Source organism: Shouchella tritolerans (assembly GCF_025770735.1).
GTDB classification, from domain to species: domain Bacteria; phylum Bacillota; class Bacilli; order Bacillales; family Bacillaceae_D; genus Shouchella; species Shouchella tritolerans.
The window spans coordinates 237,042-254,478 of record NZ_JAODPB010000003.1 but is presented as its reverse complement, the minus strand read 5'-3'; the positions used below and the strand labels follow the sequence as shown (position 1 = coordinate 254,478).

Sequence of the window (17,437 nt, the reverse complement as noted above, 5' to 3'; positions counted from 1 at the left end):
CTACATTTTTGCTCCATTCATGCTACCTATAGCTGCATTCATCATGATTTCCCCTCTTTTCACCCTTGTTTTAAAGCGTGTGTATTCCCATTCCAATACAATGAGCGAAGAAACAATCACTTGAAAAAGGGGAAATGACAATGTTGCAAGAACTGATGGAATTCATTATGGAGGCAGACACCCTATACCAATATATAGGCGTTTTTATTGTGTCGTTAATTCCTTTTTTTGAATCGTATGTGGCCATTCCGATTGGCATTGTATTAAACTTTCCGGTTATTCCAGTTGTCCTTCTCTCGATCGCTGGAAACCTCCTATCCGTGTATGTCTTTATTTGGCTAGTTGATAAGCTGCGCAGACCAAGCAAAAGCACGAACAATGTTGGGAGTAGACGAAAAAGAGCGCAACGTTTCTTTCAACGTTATGGAGTCCCAGGCGTCTCCTTTGCTGGACCGATTATTTGCTTCCATGTCGGTGCTGCCATTGCCCTTGGAGCTGGCACAAGCAGGCAATATGTCACACTTTGGCAAACGATCGCCATTGTTGTATGGTCGGTCGCACTCGGCATCGCCTTCGCCTTCGGTGTCAATTTATTTGACTATTTCCCAAGCTTGAACGTCTTTTCATAAAAGCAGTTTCTCTTGTTTTTCGTTATTTTCTGGCCAAGCGCCTTTTGTAGAATGGTCTACAAAGGCGCTTTGGCTAATGTTTTTAGTTGTTTGTGTTCATTTTCCCCACTTGACCAACCTTTGACGTTATTAATTGACGATTCTCTTCCATATAGGCATGCATACATAGGATAAATGTAATGATGCTCGCAAAAACAACCAATACGATCACTCCACTTGTAAAGTCAATGCGGCCATTATTAAATAGCTCAGCTAAAAAACCAGTAGCAACGTCTCCACCAAGAAAGTATGTGAAGGGGCTTAAGTGTAGGAATGGGTGCAAAGAGCTTATAAATTCATGTGTCATAGGAAAACCAACTGTAATCAGAATAGCAATCATCAAAGTCGCCATCTTGTTTTTTGTTAAAACAGCAGCGAAGGCTACGATCAGAACCAAATTAAAAATAGCAAGCACATGAAGGATAAATGTCTTCATCATGACATTCCATAAAGGCATTGTTTCAAAGATTGGGCTCCCATTATTAACAATAGGATATTGGAAAGAACCAGTTCCATTAAAAATACTTGCTAAGAAAAAACTGAAAACCAGAATAACGAAATAGAATGCGACAGTCACTCCAGCCATAAACGATAATTTCTTCATTAACAGGCTCGTAAACTTTTTAGGGAGTAAAACGTCAATGTTTATCCCCCCTCTGAATGAACGAAAATATGCCTCTGACAGAATAAGTGATGCGATCAACATAAATAATGTCGGGAAAAGGCTTTCCATTACTCGATACGTAAACGTCGCCCCAAATTTTTCAAAATGCAATGTATCTGGTTCTGCGTTTAATTCAATTAAGCGATTATTCACATGGCGTGTCATCATAAACTGATCAATCGCTTCTTCTGGAAATAATTCTCCATTAGTCTCTTTATGTATATCCAAATTTCGATCGATCATTTTGTTAAAATAGACTAAGGCCTCTGAGAAATCGTTTTGATCAATAGCCTCTAAAATATGTTGACCCCAAGAGATGTTTTCTTCGACCTCAATGATAGCTTCTTCAAACATGATCCGGTTCTCTTCCGAGATATGAGGATTTTCTAATTCTTCCTGATAGAATGCAAGCGTTTCTTGATCATGATGTAAGTAACTTTGCATGTCTGCTCTAAAATCACTTCCGTCGATTGCATTTACAATATAGAGACCAACTACCCCTAAAAAAAGAATCGTTGTCGCTACGATTACAGCCTTGCTTCGGTAGATTTGTTTAAACAATAAGTAACTATAGCTCATCCATTTTCTCCTTTTTGACTTGCCTCTCTCATAACTAAAGAGCCGTTGCCTAACTCATAAATGTAATCACAAACTTTATAAATACGATCATCTTGATGTGATGAGAAGAGAATTGCTTTATTCTTGCCTTTCTCTCGTGCTAACAACTTTTCAAACTTTTCAATGCTATTTGTATCTAATCCAATTGTCGGTTCGTCCATTAACCAGTATTCTGCGCCACTAACCTCATACAGACCTAATAATACCCGCTGTTTCATGCCAAGCGAATACTTTTTGATAGGGATTTTAATATATTGATTCATTTCCCAATAATCTACCACATCATCTATACATGCATGTTTATTAGACCATTCTCTTTGAATGAATGTTAAATAATCAAAGCCTGTCAAGTTAGGATCAAACCATTCTGAACTTTCATAGTAAAACAGTTTCCGTTTTAATTCTGGCAAAGAATAGATTTCATGATTAGAAAGGTAATAAATCGATCCTTTTGTTTCGCTGCGGATTCCTGCTATTGTCCGCAACAATGTCGTCTTTCCAGAACCATTTCGTGCTGATAACCCATAAATAAAACCTCTTTTCAACTCAGCATTGCCATTATAGAGAAGTTTTTCTCTAGTCATTAAATCTAAATCCTCTATCTTTATCATTTTTCTCACTCTCCATAACACTATTCATACACATCTTTTTTAAGGGCCGTCAAGCATTGCAATATGAACAATTTTGTAGCTCTTATCTGTTTCGTAAGCCATAAAAACTCAGCTACTACAACATAAAAATCAAAGTTCACTCAACACTAGAGGAACTAGACTAGACTCTAATTTTGTCAATCTACTACTGTAAAATCCTATATTTTTCCCCTTAATTTCCAAAAAAATTATTTTAAATAAATAGAAACTACAGTATTATATTATCATAGAACAAGAAGAATTGGAGTTTTCTTACTTTTTTACTTGTTCTAAAAAAATAAAAAGGAGTATGGTAAATGAGAAGCTTTCTAAGAAAAATGTTGACGGCTTTTGTAGTAGTTGGGCTTATAACTGGCGGAACATTCGCTTTTACAGATGAGGAGGCTTCAGCTAAAAGAGTAGAAGACTATAGAGAGTATAAAAAAATAAGATAACTGGCAAGGAAAGTAACAGTAAATGGTTTTATAAAACTGTTCCAAATAACTATAAACTTCAGAGGATTGTAAACGTAAAACAAAGCAGTGGTATCATTAATGATACATGGAGAGCTTACTGGATTTGGGGATTATGACTTAAATCAACAAAAGAAAAATCGACAAACACAGTCTTATATCCTCTCGTTTTATACAAAAAGGAGCCCCCTCATGGAGCTCCTCCTTTTTTATTCGTTTGCAGAGTGAAAAACCCTTTGCTCTGCAGCTGGACGCTTCATTGCTTTGTCTGCTTGACTGGCGTTTTTCATTGCTTCCGCTCGATTTTCTTTCATTTCGGCAACAGTCTTCGTTTTCAGGCGGGCTGCTCCGCTCGTGTCCTTTGTCGCTAGCCGCTGCTGCGTTTGTTGCCTTTGTTTGGCTTCGGCAATGCTTGTTTTATATTGGGGCAGCCATTTTTCTTGGGCAATGAGCATATCGTCGACAAGCTGCCAAATTTCAGGAGGGGTGCATACGGCCCCGGTGAGCGGGTCCATCATAAACGCTTGCCGCAAGAGCTGGTCATCTCCAGTTACGGCTGCTTCTACCGCAAGGCGTTGGACGTTAATGCTTACGTTGCAAACGGCGGCGCAGCCAATGGGCAAGTCGCCTATGACGGGCATATTGATGCCGTTTCTATCGACGTAGCCAGGGGCTTCAATAATGCAATCAGAGGGCAAGTTGGAGATTACGTTTTGGTTGACCACATTAAAATGCCCTCTGTAGATACGCCCTGTTTCTAACGCTTCAACAATATAAGAACCATGTTCTTGGCCGCGCTCGCTTTCTGCAAAAACGAAAGCCGGCTCGTTTATCCAATTAGGAAAGTCTTCTTTAAACCAGTTGCGCCCTTCTTTGCAAACGCGCAAATAGCCGCCGGTTTCGCCGTTAATCCACGTGCCGAGGTCAATCCAATCGCCAATTTCCTCTTGCCGTTTTCGGTACCAAGGTACATATTCGCTTAAATGGCCGTTGGATTCTGTGCTGTAATAGCCAAAACGCTTGAGCATATCGATGCGCACTTTTTCTGTTTTGCTGTATTCAGGATGGTTTTCAAACGCTTCGAGCAACATGCCCGTTAAATCTTTGCCGTCATGTTTGATTTGAATGTACCATGTTTGGTGATTGATACCGGCGCAGACAATGTCAACTTCTTCTGGCTGAAGCCCAAACACGTCAGCAATTTGACGATGACCACCTTGAACACCATGGCATAGCCCGACCGTGTTGACACCGCCGTAGTGGTTGGACGCCCATGTGAGCATCGCCATTGGATTGGCGTAATTTAATAGGAGGCAGTCTTGTTCGGCAACGTCACGGATGTCTTCGCAAATGGCGAGCATTTCGTGGATCCCTCGTTGGCCGTACATAATCCCCCCTGCTGAAAGGGTATCGCCGACACATTGGTCGATGCCGTAACGGAGCGGAATATCGATGTCTTGCTCAAATGCTTCAAGTCCACCAACGCGGGCAACGTTAAAAATGTAACGCGCCCCCGTTAACGCTTCTCTACGGTCAAGGGTGGCGTGGATTTGAATAGGAAGGCCGTTTTCATTGATATCACGTTGGCATAACTGTGTCACCATTTGCAGATTTTCCTGATTGATGTCTGTGAAAGCGACTTCGATTGTCGAAAAAGCAGGAACAGACAGCAAATCCCGCAATAACATACGGGTAAAGCCGATGCTGCCTGCGCCAATAAAGGCAATTTTAAATGGCATTTGTTTCATCCTTTCTTTAGTAGATGACCGCGTTATCCACGGCGCTTATTGACGACGTCGAATGCGACAGCAGCCAATAGTACAAGTCCTTTAATAGCCTGCTGCCAATCGATGCCAAGTCCGAGTATCGACATGCCGTTATTCATCACACCCATGACGAGGCCGCCGACGACAGCGCCAATGATCGTCCCCACGCCGCCATAGGCAGAAGCACCGCCTATAAAGGCAGCCGCTATCGCATCGAGTTCGAATAAATTCCCTGCCCGCGGGGTGGCAGCATTTAGCCTAGCGGCAAAAATGAGGCCTGACAGCGCTGCAAGTATGCCCATATTGACAAACACAGCAAACGTCACGCGCTTGGTCTTAATCCCAGACAATGCTGCAGCTTTTTCATTCCCTCCAACGGCGTAGATGTGACGGCCAAACACCGTTTTTTTCGTGACGAAGGCATAAAAGGCAATCAAAGCGACAAGCAAGATTAGAATGTTTGGAATGCCGCGGTAACTGGCTAATACATAGGTAAACACCAGAATAACCGCTGCGATAGCCACTAATTTAACGGTAAACCAAGCAGGACTTGCAACAGGCAAATCATGATGAAGTTGCTTCTTCCTTCCCTTTATTTGCATTACTATTAAAACAGTCGTAAGCACGACTCCAAGGAACATCGAAAAAAGATGTATCGAATCGCCGTTAAACAAATCAGGCAAAAACCCTGAGCTTAGTTGTTGAAAAGAAGGGGGATAGGAAGCAATTGACTGCCCTTCAAGCATGATTAACGTAATTCCTCTAAAAATGAGCATGCCTGCTAATGTCACAATAAAGGCAGGAATTTGCACATATGCAACCCAAAATCCTTGCCAAGCACCAACGAGAGCGCCGGCAATGAGGCAGATGAGAACAGCTAACACTGGATGGACATTTAACTCAATCATTAAAATCGCTGACAGCGCACCGATAAAAGCAGCAACGGAGCCAACGGATAAATCAATATGGCCTGTGATGATAATCATGACCATTCCAATTGCCAAAATTAAAATATAGCTGTTTTGTAAAATGATATTTGTAATATTTAACGGCTGCAGCAAAATGCCATCCGTTAACAGCTGGAATAAGAGCATAATAAACAGCAACGCACAAGTCATGCTATATTGGCGCACGTTGTTTTGGACAATATTAAGAAATGCTTTCATGGTGATCCTCCATTTCCATTGTCATTCGCCTCATCAAACGCTCTTGGGAAAGGTCTTTCTTTTCAAGTTCTCCTGTGATGCGCCCTTTGTTCATTGTATAAACACGGTCGGCCATGCCAAGTAGTTCTGGCAGTTCAGAAGAAATCAGTAGAATTGCTTTTCCTTTGGCAGCAAGCTCGCGAATGAGCGTATAAATCTCATACTTTGCGCCGACGTCAATTCCACGTGTCGGTTCGTCTAAAATTAATACATCCGGGTCGGCTAAAATCCATTTGCTTAACACGACTTTTTGCTGGTTGCCGCCACTGAGCTTACCTGTTTCTTGCAAGATGGAATGCGCTTTAATTTGCAGTTTCCTCATAAACGATTCTGCTACCTGAGCCTCTTCCATTTGATCGATGATTTGATTTTTGGAGACGGCAGGTAAGTTGGCCAGTGAGATGTTTTCTTTTATATCATTCATCAACACGAGCCCATAGGATTTTCGGTCTTCGGTTGCGTAGGCGAGGCCGTGATCGATTGCTGCGCGTACAGAAGGGATCGAGATGGCTTTGCCATCTTTCTTGATCGTGCCCGTTATGTTTGTGCCATACGATTTGCCGAATAAGCTCATCGCCAGTTCTGTGCGCCCGGCACCCATTAAGCCAGCAATGCCAACAATCTCGCCTTTTCTTACGTGCAAACTGACATCATGGATGATTTGCCGATCCCTTTGCACTGGATGAAACACATTCCAATTTTCGATCGAAAACACGATATCGCCGATCTCACTTTGCCCTTCTGGATAGCGGTTTGTTAAATCTCTGCCGACCATCCCTCGAATGATGCGGTCTTCGCTCACATCTTCCGTATGCAAATCAAGCGTTTCAATTGTTTTGCCATCCCGCAAGATGGTAACCGAATCGGCGATTGCCTTAATTTCATTCAACTTATGGGAAATGATAATGGACGTCACGCCTTGTTCTTTTAATTCCGCTAATAGTTTGAGCAAGTTTTCGCTGTCGCTCTCGTTTAGTGAAGCCGTCGGTTCATCTAATATGAGCAACTTTACGTTTTTAGCGAGCGCTTTGGCGATTTCCACCAGTTGTTGTTTGCCGACACCGATGTGTTTAATCAGCGTCTGGTGTGATTCTGCCAATTTCACTTTTTTAAGGAGCGCTTCCGCTTTCGTTGCGGTCTCGGCCCAATCGATGATGCCGCGTTGTTTTTGTTCATTTCCTAAAAAGATATTCTCGGCGATGCTAAGCTCTGGGATTAGGGCAAGTTCTTGATGAATGATGACAATCCGTTTCTCTTCGCTTTGTTTCAAGTCTTTAAAACGGCAGACTTCGCCTTCAAACAAGATGTCCCCTTCGTACGTACCGTATCCGTAAACACCGCTTAGCACTTTCATTAACGTCGACTTTCCTGCGCCATTTTCCCCGCAAAGTGCATGGATTTCGCCTCGTTTTACTTTTAAATTGACATTGCTTAATGCCTTTACACCGGAAAATGCTTTGGTAATGTTTTTCATTTCCAGCAAAATATCGGCCATTTGCTTCACCTCTTTTTTAGAGCAGGCGGCTATTAGCTAGCCGCTGTTATTGATCAAGCTGGGATGCCTCATAGTAGCCGCTGTCAATCAGCACTTCCTCGTAGTTGTCTTGGTCCACAACGACGGGCTCTTCCAAGAATGCAGGAACGACTTTCGCATTATTGTCGTACGTGTTTGTGTCATTGACTTCCGGTTCTTCCCCTTGTAGCACTGCTTCCGTCATCTCTACCGCCTTTTTGGCAAGCAGCCGCGTATCTTTAAAGACGGTCATTGCCTGTTCCCCTTTGATGACAGCATTGACTGCTGGAAGATCTGCATCTTGTCCCGTTACAATCGGCATATTATCAACGGTGTAGCCTGAATTTTTTAAAGAGGCGATGATGCCGATGCTTAACAAGTCAGCTGGCGCTAAAACCGCATGGAGCTCTTCACCCCCTCCATAATTAGAGCTGAGCAAATTGTCCATCCTGCTTTGCGCTTTGGCGCCGTCCCAGCCTAAAATGGCAATCTGGTTGAAATCCGTCTGTCCACTTGGAACCACTAGCTTGCCTTGATCGATGTAAGGCTGAAGAACAGACATTGCCCCTTTAAAAAAGAACGTCGCATTGTTGTCATCTGGAGAACCTGCGAATAACTCAATGTTAAAAGGCCCCTCTTCTTCTTCGAGATTTAAAGCTTCTACAATGTACTCTCCTTGGAGCACGCCGACTTTATAATTATCAAAAGTGGCATAGTAATCGACGTACTCAGAATTCATGATTAAGCGGTCATACGAAATCACTGGGATGTTTTCAGCATTGGCACTTTCGAGTACACTTGTTAGCGTTTCTCCGTCAATGGAAGCAATGACAAGGGCATCGACTCCTCTAGTGATCATATTTTCAATTTGCGAGAATTGGTTTTCGACAATATCTTCCGCATATTGCAAATCTGTGTTGTACCCTAACTCCTCAAAATAGGCAACCATTTGGTTGCCATCCGCAATCCAACGTTCAGACGACTGGGTCGGCATCGCGATCCCGATCGTCCCTTTGCTGCCTTCCTCTCCAGAGCTTTGCTGGATGCAGCCAGCTGTCATGAAAAGAAGACTGGCTACAGTGCCAAGTCCAATTGCTTTTCGCATGATGTGCCTCCTACGCAATTTGATAACGCTTTCAACGTTATGGAGCTTGTTTCTCAAAATGCATATGCCTTTGGTTTGCTTTTCATACGCTTTATTTCGCTGATGAAAAAGCAAGAAGCTGTACCTTTGTCAGCCCCTTGCCTTTCTATGATGCTTGCTTAATAAGAGCGGCGGTTCCAAAAAAGTTCCTTTCTCACCTGGCCAACATTTGAATGATCATCGATGACGATACATTCAATCCCCATAAGGCCAGCCCAATCAGTCAATTGTTCTTTTGAAATCTCATAAGAAAACACGGTATGATGGGCACCGCCAGCATAAATCCATGCTTCTGTCGCTTCTGAAAAAGAAGGAAGGGGCTTCCACAGCACACTTGCTACCGGTAACTTCGGCATGTCATGCGGGTTTTCAACTGCTTCGACCTCGTTGGCGACTAAGCGAAAGCGGGAGCCCATATCAATAAGGGCCGCATTCAATGCACGGCCTGCTTTGCCTTTGAATACAAGCCGCGCTGGGTCCTCCCTATTCCCCATTGACAGCGGGGCGACTACAATCTCTGGTTTTTGGGCACTGATCGTCGGACAGACTTCGAGCATGTGGGAGCCTAAAATCATTTCCTGTCCAGGTTCCAAATGATTTGTATAATCTTCCATAAACGATGTCCCTACGTTGCCTGCCAGCACTTTTAGCACACGCAATAAGGCAGCTGTTTTCCAATCGCCTTCTCCAGCAAATCCGTACCCTTTTGCCATGAGACGTTGAACGGCGAGGCCAGGCAGTTGCTTCATGCCATGCAAGTCTTCAAACGTAGTCGAGAAAGCGCGGAAATCGCCTTGCTGCAAAAATCGCTCGAGCCCTATCTCGATTCGGGCTTGCTCTTCAACGGCCGCAATGTTTACGTCTGGACGAAACGTATAAAGGCTCCTATATTCATCCATTAAGGCGTTGACATCTTCTGTCGATACGCGATCAATGATTTCAACTAAATCGCCAACCCCAAAGCCAGACACAGACCAACCAAGCTTGATTTGCGCTTCGACTTTATCTCCTTCTGTCACAGCAACTTCGCGCATGTTGTCTCCAAAACGAGCGACTTTTAACTGCTTGCTCTCTTGATAGGCATTGACCGTTTTCATCCAGTCGCCTATCCGTTTCATAACGCGGGCATCTTGCCAATGGCCTGCTACGACTTTCCGGTCAATGTTCATTCTCGATACCATAAAGCCAAATTCACGATCGCCATGTGCAGACTGGTTCAAATTCATAAAGTCCATGTCAATGTCGCCCCACGGAATGTCGCGGTTATATTGAGTATGGAAGTGGAGCATTGGCTTGTTTAACTCGTTTAGGCCAGCGATCCACATCTTTGCTGGCGAAAATGTATGCATCCACGTAATGATGCCAGCACAGTTGTTGTCGCCATTGGCTGCGCGAAACAACTCAAGTATACGTTCAGGCGAGGAAGCCACTGGCTTGAGAACAAGCTCCTCTGGCAACTTTTCCTTGAGGCGCTCCACCATCACTTTGGAATGAGCTGCTACTTCATCAAGAGCCTCCTGTCCATAGAGGGGTTGGCTTCCGGTTATAAACCAAAATTGGTATTTTCCTTGTTTATGCATGCACGGCTCCTCCTTTTGCTTTACTGCGCAACTGTTTAAGTGTCTTCATTACATCGTTTTCGCCCCTGCCAAAGTAGTCATGGAGTTTGCTATATTCCTCGTATAGAGCCTGATATAAAGGGACATTTTCACGATTTGGTTTAAAGGAGCGCGCTTTCGTGTGGGCCATTTTTTCAGCAGCAGCAAATATCGTCTCATACCCGCCAGCTTCATGGCCTGCAGCCACACTTGCAAACATGGCAGCCCCAAGAGCAGGCGTTTGTTTTGAAGCAGCCACTTTTATTTCAAGATTTGTGACATCGGCGTAAATTTGCATGAGCAACTCATTTTTTTGAGGCAGTCCTCCGCAAGCATAAAGAACGTTCACCTCGACGCCGCTGTCTCTGAAAGCGTCAACAATTTTTTTCGTGCCAAATGCGGTCGCCTCCAGCAATGTCCGGTACAATTCTTCTGCCTTTGTTTGCAGCGTGTATCCTAAAATAAGCCCTGTCAAATTTGCATCGACAAGCGTTGAACGGTTTCCGTTCCACCAATCAAGAGCGAGCAAACCGGTTTCACCAGGACGGTAAGCGGCCGCCTTTTCTTCTAGCAACGAATGAAGCGGTTTTCCTGCTTGTTCCGCTTCTTGTTTCAAGTCAGCGGGAATGCCGTGTTTCATCAACCATGCAAATATATCCCCAACTGCAGACTGCCCTGCCTCATAGCCAAAGTATCCTGGCACAATGCCGTCTTCTACTACGCCGCACATTCCTTCGACTTCTCTCTCCTCTTTAGCCAACACAAGATGGCAAATCGATGTGCCCATTACCATAACCATTTTCCCTGGTGTGACCACGCCTGCGGCTGGGACAGCCACATGGGCATCGACATTCCCTACCGCAACAGCCGTACCAGGCTTAAGGCCAAGCGTTTCCGCCATTTCTGCTGTTAGCCCGCCAGCACGTTGGCCAGGGGCAAGAATATCACCGCGGAGTTTTGTCGTTGTCAGCCGGGAAAGGCCTGGATCTAGGGCGGTAAAAAAGGATTCGTTTGGATAGCCGTCGCGTTTGTGCCACATCGCCTTATACCCTGCTGTACAACTGTTGCGTACAATCGTGCCAGTGAGCTGCGCTACGACCCAATCGGTTGCTTCTAAGAAAACGTCTGCTTTCTCAAACATGTCGCGGTCTTCATTAAAAATTTGCCAAATTTTCGACACCATCCACTCGGACGAATACTTGCCTCCGTATCGAGCTAAAAAGGCCTCTTTTCGTTCCTCGGCAATGCGGTTGATTTCATCGGCTTCATCTTGGGCGGCATGGTGCTTCCACAACTTCACCCAACTATGGGGCCTGTCGGCGAGCTGTGGGTCAAAGCATAAAGGTTCTCCATGCTCGTCAACCGGAAGCATTGTGCATGCGGTAAAGTCAATGCCAATGCCAATCACTTGAGAAGCGCTTATTTCTGCGATCTCTACAACTTTTGGCACCGACAAACGCAGTACATCTAAATAGTCACCAGGATGTTGCAATGCCCACTCCGGCTCGAGCGAACGTCCGCCATCTGGCAAGCACTGATCGATAACGCCATGTGCATAGGGCGTTACATGTTCAGCCACTTCGGCGCCATTTTCTAAATCAACTAAGACCGCCCTCCCCGATTCAGTCCCATAATCAATTCCAATCGTGTAGCGCTTCATCCTTTTGTCTCTCCCCTTTCCTGCCCGTAATAGGCATGTTCTCCGTGCTTTCGCAAATAATGACGATCAAGAAGCTGTTGCGAAATGCTTTCGGCGTTTGCGTTAAGCCCGATCGTATGAGCCGCCATTTGCGCCACCTCTTCGAGCACAACCGCGTGATAGACCGCTTCTTTCGGCGAGCGCCCCCATGTAAACGGCGCATGGCCGTGAACGAGAACAGCTGGTGTTTCAAGTGGGTCTTGAAAACGGAATGTCTCGGCAATCACGTTGCCCGTCTCTTTTTCATAAGCGCCATTGATTTCTTCTGGCGTCATTTTTCGTGTACATGGCACTTCACCGTAAAAATAGTCGGCATGGGTGGTACCAAAGGGAGGAAGGGACATTCCCGCCTGCGCCCAACTTGTTGCCCATCGAGAATGGGTATGGACAATCCCTTCTATATGGGGAAAGGTTCGATACAGAACGAGATGTGTATCAAGATCCGATGATGGGTTGAGCTCCCCTTCAACGATTTCGCCATCAAGGGTAACGACAACGATATCTTCTACACGCATTTCGTCGTAGGCCAAACCGCTTGGTTTAATGGCAACAAGGTTGTTTTCACGGTCAATGCCACTGGCATTTCCCCACGTAAACGTGACAAGCCCGTGTTTCGGCAAACTTTGATTTGCTTCCCATACGTGATGCTTAAGAACGTCCAACATGAGCTTCACCTTCTTTTTTAGTTGTTGTGCCTTCCCGATAAAGACGTAATAGCGTATAACGGTCCCTCAGCAAATGGGCGTGCTGTAAGCTTTCCTCAACCAACTCTGGAGCAATCGGCACAAGGGCTTCACTCCACCCTGCCTGTTCAAGCAGCGCCTTCACATCGTCAGGGTCTGGCAATGCTTCAACAAGAGCAATCACTTGCTTCGCTTCGGCGTCGCTCAGAAACCGATCTATTTCTGGTAGCACGGTGTTCTTATAAAATCGATTGATGATTTGCGTCGATAAGCCAACTTTTGCCCCATGCAGCAGTTGCTTTTTCCCTAGTCTGAGCGCTTCCATTTCCCAATAATGGGAAAGATGGTGCTCAGCGCCTGAAGCAGGATGGGAATAACCAAACAAGGCCATCGCTAAACCAGATGTAAGCAGACCTTCCATCAGTACCTGCACGCCGGCAGTCGTCCTCTTGCCAATGTCAGCGACTTTATCGACACAAGCAGAGAGAGCCCCCTCTGTTAAATCTGCTACCAACTCTGAATAGGCCTCATTTTTTAGAAGAGAGCCAATTTTCCAATCAAATAATGACGTATACTTGCCGACCATATCGCCAAACCCAGCAGCAATTAAAGCAGGAGGTGCGTGTTGCAAAACAACCGTGTCGGCAAATAAAGCAATTGGCGCGACAAGTTGATATGTTTTTTTCGAGCCTTGCACGACAATAGGCGCACCGAGAGAGGTGAAGCCATCAACAGAAGGGGCGGTCGGTATCGACACAAACGGTTTGTTCGTTTTGCCGCTCACAAAGCGGACAATGTCATGAATGGTTCCCGCGCCGACAGCCACAAGCAACCTCGTCGACTGCTCTACCTTTAGCATGACGCTAATAAGGGACGCCTCATCGGCGATGATATCGCCATGGTTGTTTGGCTCCAACAGATGCCATTCTGCCTTTACGCCTTTTTGGCAAAGGTGCTCATGCAAAGCGCTTCCTGCAGCTTTATAAGTATGAGAATCGGCAACAAGGACAACGCCTGATTCGGCTTGCTTGGCTATGAAAGCAGCGGCTTCGCCCAAGGCCCCTTCTGCTACAACAATTTGCTCAAGTGGCAAAGGATACAAGTCCTCTTTTGAGGCGCGAATCCGTGCTTTTAACGCTGAGATATTCATAAGTACCCCCTTAAGTCATCAATGCTATTTAAAACGTAATCCGGCTGTCGCTTTGGTGGAAGGAACTCCACTGCTTCTTTACGGGCATTACCTGTCAGCACAAGGGCGGTTTTCATTCCTTGCATTCGTCCAAGCCCGATATCTGATTCAAGACTGTCGCCGACGATCAAGCATTTTTCTGCTGGCACCTGCACATAAGTAAGTGCCGCTTCCGCCATAAAGCAAGAGGGCTTGCCAATGACAAGCTCGGTTTTGCGCCCTGTCGCCGCTTCAATAGCGCCGATAAATCCGGCAACGTCAATCGCTTGGCCCGCCTCGTCTGGATAGGTTTTATCGGCATTAGTGGCGATGATTCGCGCGCCCGCAGAAGTTGCTTTAAAAGCTGCATTCAACTCTTCGTACGTAATCTCATCGTGAAGCGTCACAACGACAAAGTCAGCCTCCTCTGGCGCCTGTGCGATTAAAACACCGGTATGCATTAATTCTTGGGCGAGACCACGATTCCCAAATGGCCAGACGGCAGCCTTTGGATAATGTTGCTTCAAAAAGGAGGCAGTTACGGTTGAAGAGAGTATCAATGATTCAGGGGCAGCTATAATCCCATGGTGCTCCAGCTTCTCAAGCCCTTCCCTCCTCGATACGTTGCCGCGGTTGCTTAAATAAGCAATTCGCTTGCCAGCTTCTTGCAGGGAAGCAATCGTCTCTTTAGCGCCTCGTATTAGGCGGTCGCCCTGAAAAACTGTTCCATCTAAATCAAGGAGCACTGCTTCCGTATCTGCTAGCATATGAAATCCTCACCTTCGCATTTTTCCTTTATCTATTTTTATTACTTCGCCTCCCTTACCTCAGCATTCAAAAACCCGTGGTTGTCGGCAAATATTGATTTAATCTTAACCCAGCCTATAATTAAAGCGCTTCCAATAAAGTCACTTATGCTTCTGTCGATTGTATGATATCCTCACTTTTTCTTCTTAAATTATCATTATATTGATGCCTTTTGCGGTACTCGCTTGGTGTGCACTTTACATGTTTTTTAAAGGTCGTGCTGAAGTATTGCTGGGAGTTCATGCCGATATAATGGGGGATGTCCGTAATGCTAATATCCGTCTGCTTAAGCATCGCTTTTGCCTTGTTGATTCGATAGGAAATGAGGAATTCATGAATCGACTTGCCAGTGAACGCTTTAAATACACGTTGCAAATACCCAGGGTGCAAATGGACGGAATTGGCAATATCGGCAACGCTCACTTCACGGTCATAATTTTGGTGGATGTAAGCAAGCGCCCGTTTCACGTAAGCTTGCTGGTCAGGTTCGGCCACTTTCGCTTCAGCCAATTCAGCTACCCGAATTAAGTATTCGCTTAAGAGCAGCTGAACCATAAAATCGGTTTGCTCGCTTTTTTTGTCTACTTCTAAAATTAACCTTCGTAAACATTGGTACGTATCGTCGGTGTCGTGCAAAAGCAATTGCGATGCCTGCTTGTTGACCATATTCCTTAATGCTTGGTTCTCTTTGCATAGTTTATAAAAAGGCGGAAATGCGGTGCGACCTTGCTCAAAGGAAAACTCAATATTAAACATCCGGCAACGTTCGCTTACGATTAAGCGGTGCCGTGTACCGGCATCCAAGAAAATAATTTGTCCTTTTTTTAACTGGTAGCTCCCTTCATCCGTTTCAACTTTGCAACTGCCTGAAAGAACATGCATGCATTCAGCTGCTTCATGTGAATGAAATTTCATTTCAAACTGGCGCCATTCTTTGTAATAATAAAACTTTACGACAGGGTAATACGGCTCCTTTTGCAACTTAGGGTCAAATACACTCATTCGTATTTCTCCTTTGCCTTGTGTAGGGGACGCTCCCCTACACACTCGTTCTCATTCGTAATACAAGCGAAAAACTATATCCTGGTCGTAATTGCCAAACGAAGAGCCAAACAGTGTTACTCCTCCAATATGGACGCCTTCTTCACCTACAGCTACCCGGAATGTCCATACTTTTTCCCTTATTGAGACATCAGCCAGTTTAACGTCTGATAGCTGCTTGCCGTCAATAAACGTACCAGTCTCTGTAATCCGAATGACTTTAAGAAGGCCATATTGGTTAATGCCCCGCGGCCACCAAGCAGGTGTGTACTTCCCTTTTTGATCGCCAAAATCCCCGGGGCTGCGCCAATGGCCAAGGCTTACTCCGTTAAACGTAAACGAAACATCAGATGGCCAATTGTCGTTTGTAAAAGGGGCTTCTGACGATAATTCCATTGAAATTTCCAATTCCTTTGGCGTTTCGCCCCCATGAATAAAATTCGAAAGTTTGTACTCAACAAACCCTTTATAAAACCAAAGGATTTTCGCGTTCACCCGCATTGGGTCAAGAAAATAACGAGGCTCATCAAATTCGCCAACAATCGTTTCTGGCGTGGCCAAGCCACATGTAGGTTCTACATAAAAGTCAGTGAAATGGCCAACAGACACATGGTTCTCATGAAAAGCGCGAGTCGGATCAGTTTCCTTATTAGGAAAAGCGATCTGGGCGTGTGTTACTCGAAGGGAACACATTTTTTGTACGCCTGCCTTGCCCCTTACATGCGCGGTGTCGATGAGCCCCGCCTTTTCTAATTTCTGTACATGTTTTGTCATAATCGCGCTGCTTACTTGCTGCGACTCAGCCAGTTCCTTAATGTTCATAGCCCGCTCTGCCAGCAACTGTAATACATTTAAACGAATCCGGCTTGCCAATGCTTCGTAAACCGGCAAAAACTGTTCTGTTAAGTCTAAATCTAGTTCCATCGCGCCACCTATTTTTTCCGTTCATACTCGAACCGATTTCATCCATTTAAGAAACGGCCTTTAAGCAGTGAAAGCCCTAGCAAACCGAACAACACAAGGAGAAATCAACTCTCTCACCAGTATAATGAACTGGCTTTCTACCTACAAGTCTGTGAAGACGCCCCACTCGCCATTTATAGACCTATAACTTGATTAAAAACGAACAAATTATGGAGCTGGATGAGGCAACTGCTTCGCCCTTTGGAATGCTTTTAGGCTAAAATGGGTGGTAATCCAAGCGAATAAGCTGCCGGCAAAGCAAAATCCAGCAGGAGGCACCAACACGAACAATAGGGCAGCTAGACAAAGAAAGACCGCCATGAACGCTGCATACCGTATTGAAGCGATCGCTAAGAGGGCAACATTCTTTAAAAAGGGGATGAGCGCCCCGTCAAATACGACTAATGCCGGGCCAATAAACAAGGCGCCTAACCCATACACGAGCAAACAGAGCATCAATAAAGCTGCAGCCGCTGCCGCTCCTGGAAAATCGAGGTGGAAGACGATTAAATAGTCTACTACAAGTATGGCGCCCACAAGGGCAACGAAAAAACCAACAATGTTTGCCCGCCAAAACGCGCCTTTCCATTCTTGATAAAATGTCCTCACTAGCGGAACATCGCCTTCTTTTAAACACCATCTTTTCATAACCGCATACATCGCGTACATTGCGGGAAAGAAGCCGACAACCACTCCCCCTAACAAAGAGAACACAAGCCATAAGCCGTTTAAAGCCGCTAAGCGTACTAGCCAATCACAAAGACGGAGTGCATAGCCGCGAAGACCGCTCTCATCCAT

16 protein-coding genes are annotated in these 17,437 nt (G+C 45.2%); 2 read left to right on the top strand and 14 right to left on the bottom strand.

The genetic code is table 11. From position 1 onward, the window contains the following. The first annotated feature begins 140 nt into the window (after positions 1-140). Positions 141-629, top strand: a complete 489-nt coding sequence (locus N6H06_RS11640; RefSeq protein ID WP_263706693.1) for a small multi-drug export protein — start codon at positions 141-143, stop codon at positions 627-629. An 82-nt stretch (positions 630-711) separates the two neighbouring features. On the opposite strand, the gene N6H06_RS11635 is transcribed toward N6H06_RS11640, so the two are convergent. Beyond that, on the bottom strand, positions 712-1,911 hold the full coding sequence (locus tag N6H06_RS11635) for a hypothetical protein (RefSeq protein WP_263706691.1): 1,200 nt from the start codon (positions 1,909-1,911) through the stop codon (positions 712-714). Further along, entirely contained in the window at positions 1,908-2,561 is a 654-nt protein-coding gene (locus N6H06_RS11630; protein ID WP_263706689.1) for an ATP-binding cassette domain-containing protein, read from the bottom strand. The genes N6H06_RS11635 and N6H06_RS11630 overlap by 4 nt, the downstream gene beginning before the upstream one ends. 335 nt (positions 2,562-2,896) lie before the next feature. Between N6H06_RS11630 and N6H06_RS11625 the strand changes: the two genes are divergently transcribed. Continuing rightward, positions 2,897-3,034, top strand: a complete 138-nt coding sequence (locus N6H06_RS11625; protein ID WP_263706687.1) for a hypothetical protein — start codon at positions 2,897-2,899, stop codon at positions 3,032-3,034. A 227-nt stretch (positions 3,035-3,261) separates the two neighbouring features. Here the strand turns inward: N6H06_RS11625 and melA are convergent, their stop codons facing one another. The 12 genes from melA to N6H06_RS11565 all read right to left on the bottom strand — a co-directional run bounded on the left by melA (position 3,262) and on the right by N6H06_RS11565 (position 17,437). Further along, a complete protein-coding gene (gene melA, locus N6H06_RS11620; RefSeq protein ID WP_263706685.1) occupies positions 3,262-4,791 on the bottom strand; it encodes an alpha-glucosidase/alpha-galactosidase in 1,530 nt (509 codons plus the stop codon). Positions 4,792-4,823: 32 nt separating this feature from the next. Next, positions 4,824-5,984: a multiple monosaccharide ABC transporter permease gene (mmsB, locus tag N6H06_RS11615; RefSeq protein WP_062748701.1), complete on the bottom strand. Its 1,161-nt coding sequence runs from the start codon at positions 5,982-5,984 to the stop codon at positions 4,824-4,826. Further along, the gene (gene mmsA / locus N6H06_RS11610; protein WP_263706682.1) at positions 5,968-7,518 is read right to left on the bottom strand and encodes a multiple monosaccharide ABC transporter ATP-binding protein; all 1,551 of its coding nucleotides are present in this window, start codon (positions 7,516-7,518) and stop codon (positions 5,968-5,970) included. Before mmsA ends, mmsB begins: the two co-directional genes overlap by 17 nt. A 46-nt stretch (positions 7,519-7,564) precedes the next feature. Further along, positions 7,565-8,596: a multiple monosaccharide ABC transporter substrate-binding protein gene (gene chvE, locus N6H06_RS11605; protein WP_238583346.1), complete on the bottom strand. Its 1,032-nt coding sequence runs from the start codon at positions 8,594-8,596 to the stop codon at positions 7,565-7,567. A gap of 203 nt (positions 8,597-8,799) precedes the next feature. Beyond that, complete coding sequence (araA, locus tag N6H06_RS11600; protein ID WP_263706681.1) at positions 8,800-10,260, bottom strand: L-arabinose isomerase; 1,461 nt, start codon at positions 10,258-10,260, stop codon at positions 8,800-8,802. Next, positions 10,253-11,938: a ribulokinase gene (locus tag N6H06_RS11595; RefSeq protein WP_213029104.1), complete on the bottom strand. Its 1,686-nt coding sequence runs from the start codon at positions 11,936-11,938 to the stop codon at positions 10,253-10,255. Before N6H06_RS11595 ends, araA begins: the two co-directional genes overlap by 8 nt. Next, complete coding sequence (locus tag N6H06_RS11590; protein ID WP_062748711.1) at positions 11,935-12,642, bottom strand: L-ribulose-5-phosphate 4-epimerase; 708 nt, start codon at positions 12,640-12,642, stop codon at positions 11,935-11,937. The genes N6H06_RS11595 and N6H06_RS11590 overlap by 4 nt, the downstream gene beginning before the upstream one ends. After that, positions 12,626-13,810 carry a sn-glycerol-1-phosphate dehydrogenase gene (locus tag N6H06_RS11585; protein ID WP_263706677.1) on the bottom strand — a complete coding sequence of 395 codons (1,185 nt, stop codon included), beginning with the start codon at positions 13,808-13,810 and terminating at the stop codon, positions 12,626-12,628. Before N6H06_RS11585 ends, N6H06_RS11590 begins: the two co-directional genes overlap by 17 nt. After that, positions 13,807-14,595 (bottom strand): HAD-IIA family hydrolase, encoded by a 789-nt coding sequence (locus N6H06_RS11580; protein WP_263706674.1) that lies wholly within the window; start codon positions 14,593-14,595, stop codon positions 13,807-13,809. Before N6H06_RS11580 ends, N6H06_RS11585 begins: the two co-directional genes overlap by 4 nt. 145 nt (positions 14,596-14,740) lie before the next feature. Then, positions 14,741-15,637, bottom strand: a complete 897-nt coding sequence (locus N6H06_RS11575; protein ID WP_062748717.1) for a helix-turn-helix domain-containing protein — start codon at positions 15,635-15,637, stop codon at positions 14,741-14,743. A gap of 51 nt (positions 15,638-15,688) precedes the next feature. Beyond that, complete coding sequence (locus N6H06_RS11570) at positions 15,689-16,600, bottom strand: ArsR/SmtB family transcription factor (RefSeq protein WP_263706672.1); 912 nt, start codon at positions 16,598-16,600, stop codon at positions 15,689-15,691. A gap of 207 nt (positions 16,601-16,807) precedes the next feature. Continuing rightward, a complete protein-coding gene (locus N6H06_RS11565) occupies positions 16,808-17,437 on the bottom strand; it encodes a YesL family protein (protein WP_062748721.1) in 630 nt (209 codons plus the stop codon).

Coding starts and splice junctions, on each gene's coding strand:
- mmsA (WP_263706682.1), bottom strand. CDS start 7,518: ATGGCCGATATTTTGCTGGAAATGAAAAACATTACCAAAGCATTTTCC.
- N6H06_RS11595 (WP_213029104.1), bottom strand. CDS start 11,938: ATGAAGCGCTACACGATTGGAATTGATTATGGGACTGAATCGGGGAGG.
- N6H06_RS11590 (WP_062748711.1), bottom strand. CDS start 12,642: ATGTTGGACGTTCTTAAGCATCACGTATGGGAAGCAAATCAAAGTTTG.
- N6H06_RS11640 (WP_263706693.1), top strand. CDS start 141: ATGTTGCAAGAACTGATGGAATTCATTATGGAGGCAGACACCCTATAC.
- melA (WP_263706685.1), bottom strand. CDS start 4,791: ATGCCATTTAAAATTGCCTTTATTGGCGCAGGCAGCATCGGCTTTACC.
- chvE (WP_238583346.1), bottom strand. CDS start 8,596: ATGACAGCTGGCTGCATCCAGCAAAGCTCTGGAGAGGAAGGCAGCAAA.
- mmsB (WP_062748701.1), bottom strand. CDS start 5,984: ATGAAAGCATTTCTTAATATTGTCCAAAACAACGTGCGCCAATATAGC.
- N6H06_RS11630 (WP_263706689.1), bottom strand. CDS start 2,561: ATGATAAAGATAGAGGATTTAGATTTAATGACTAGAGAAAAACTTCTC.
- N6H06_RS11625 (WP_263706687.1), top strand. CDS start 2,897: ATGAGAAGCTTTCTAAGAAAAATGTTGACGGCTTTTGTAGTAGTTGGG.
- N6H06_RS11635 (WP_263706691.1), bottom strand. CDS start 1,911: ATGAGCTATAGTTACTTATTGTTTAAACAAATCTACCGAAGCAAGGCT.
- N6H06_RS11580 (WP_263706674.1), bottom strand. CDS start 14,595: ATGCTAGCAGATACGGAAGCAGTGCTCCTTGATTTAGATGGAACAGTT.
- N6H06_RS11585 (WP_263706677.1), bottom strand. CDS start 13,810: ATGAATATCTCAGCGTTAAAAGCACGGATTCGCGCCTCAAAAGAGGAC.
- araA (WP_263706681.1), bottom strand. CDS start 10,260: ATGCATAAACAAGGAAAATACCAATTTTGGTTTATAACCGGAAGCCAA.
- N6H06_RS11575 (WP_062748717.1), bottom strand. CDS start 15,637: ATGAGTGTATTTGACCCTAAGTTGCAAAAGGAGCCGTATTACCCTGTC.
- N6H06_RS11565 (WP_062748721.1), bottom strand. CDS start 17,437: ATGGATGAGAGCGGTCTTCGCGGCTATGCACTCCGTCTTTGTGATTGG.
- N6H06_RS11570 (WP_263706672.1), bottom strand. CDS start 16,600: ATGGAACTAGATTTAGACTTAACAGAACAGTTTTTGCCGGTTTACGAA.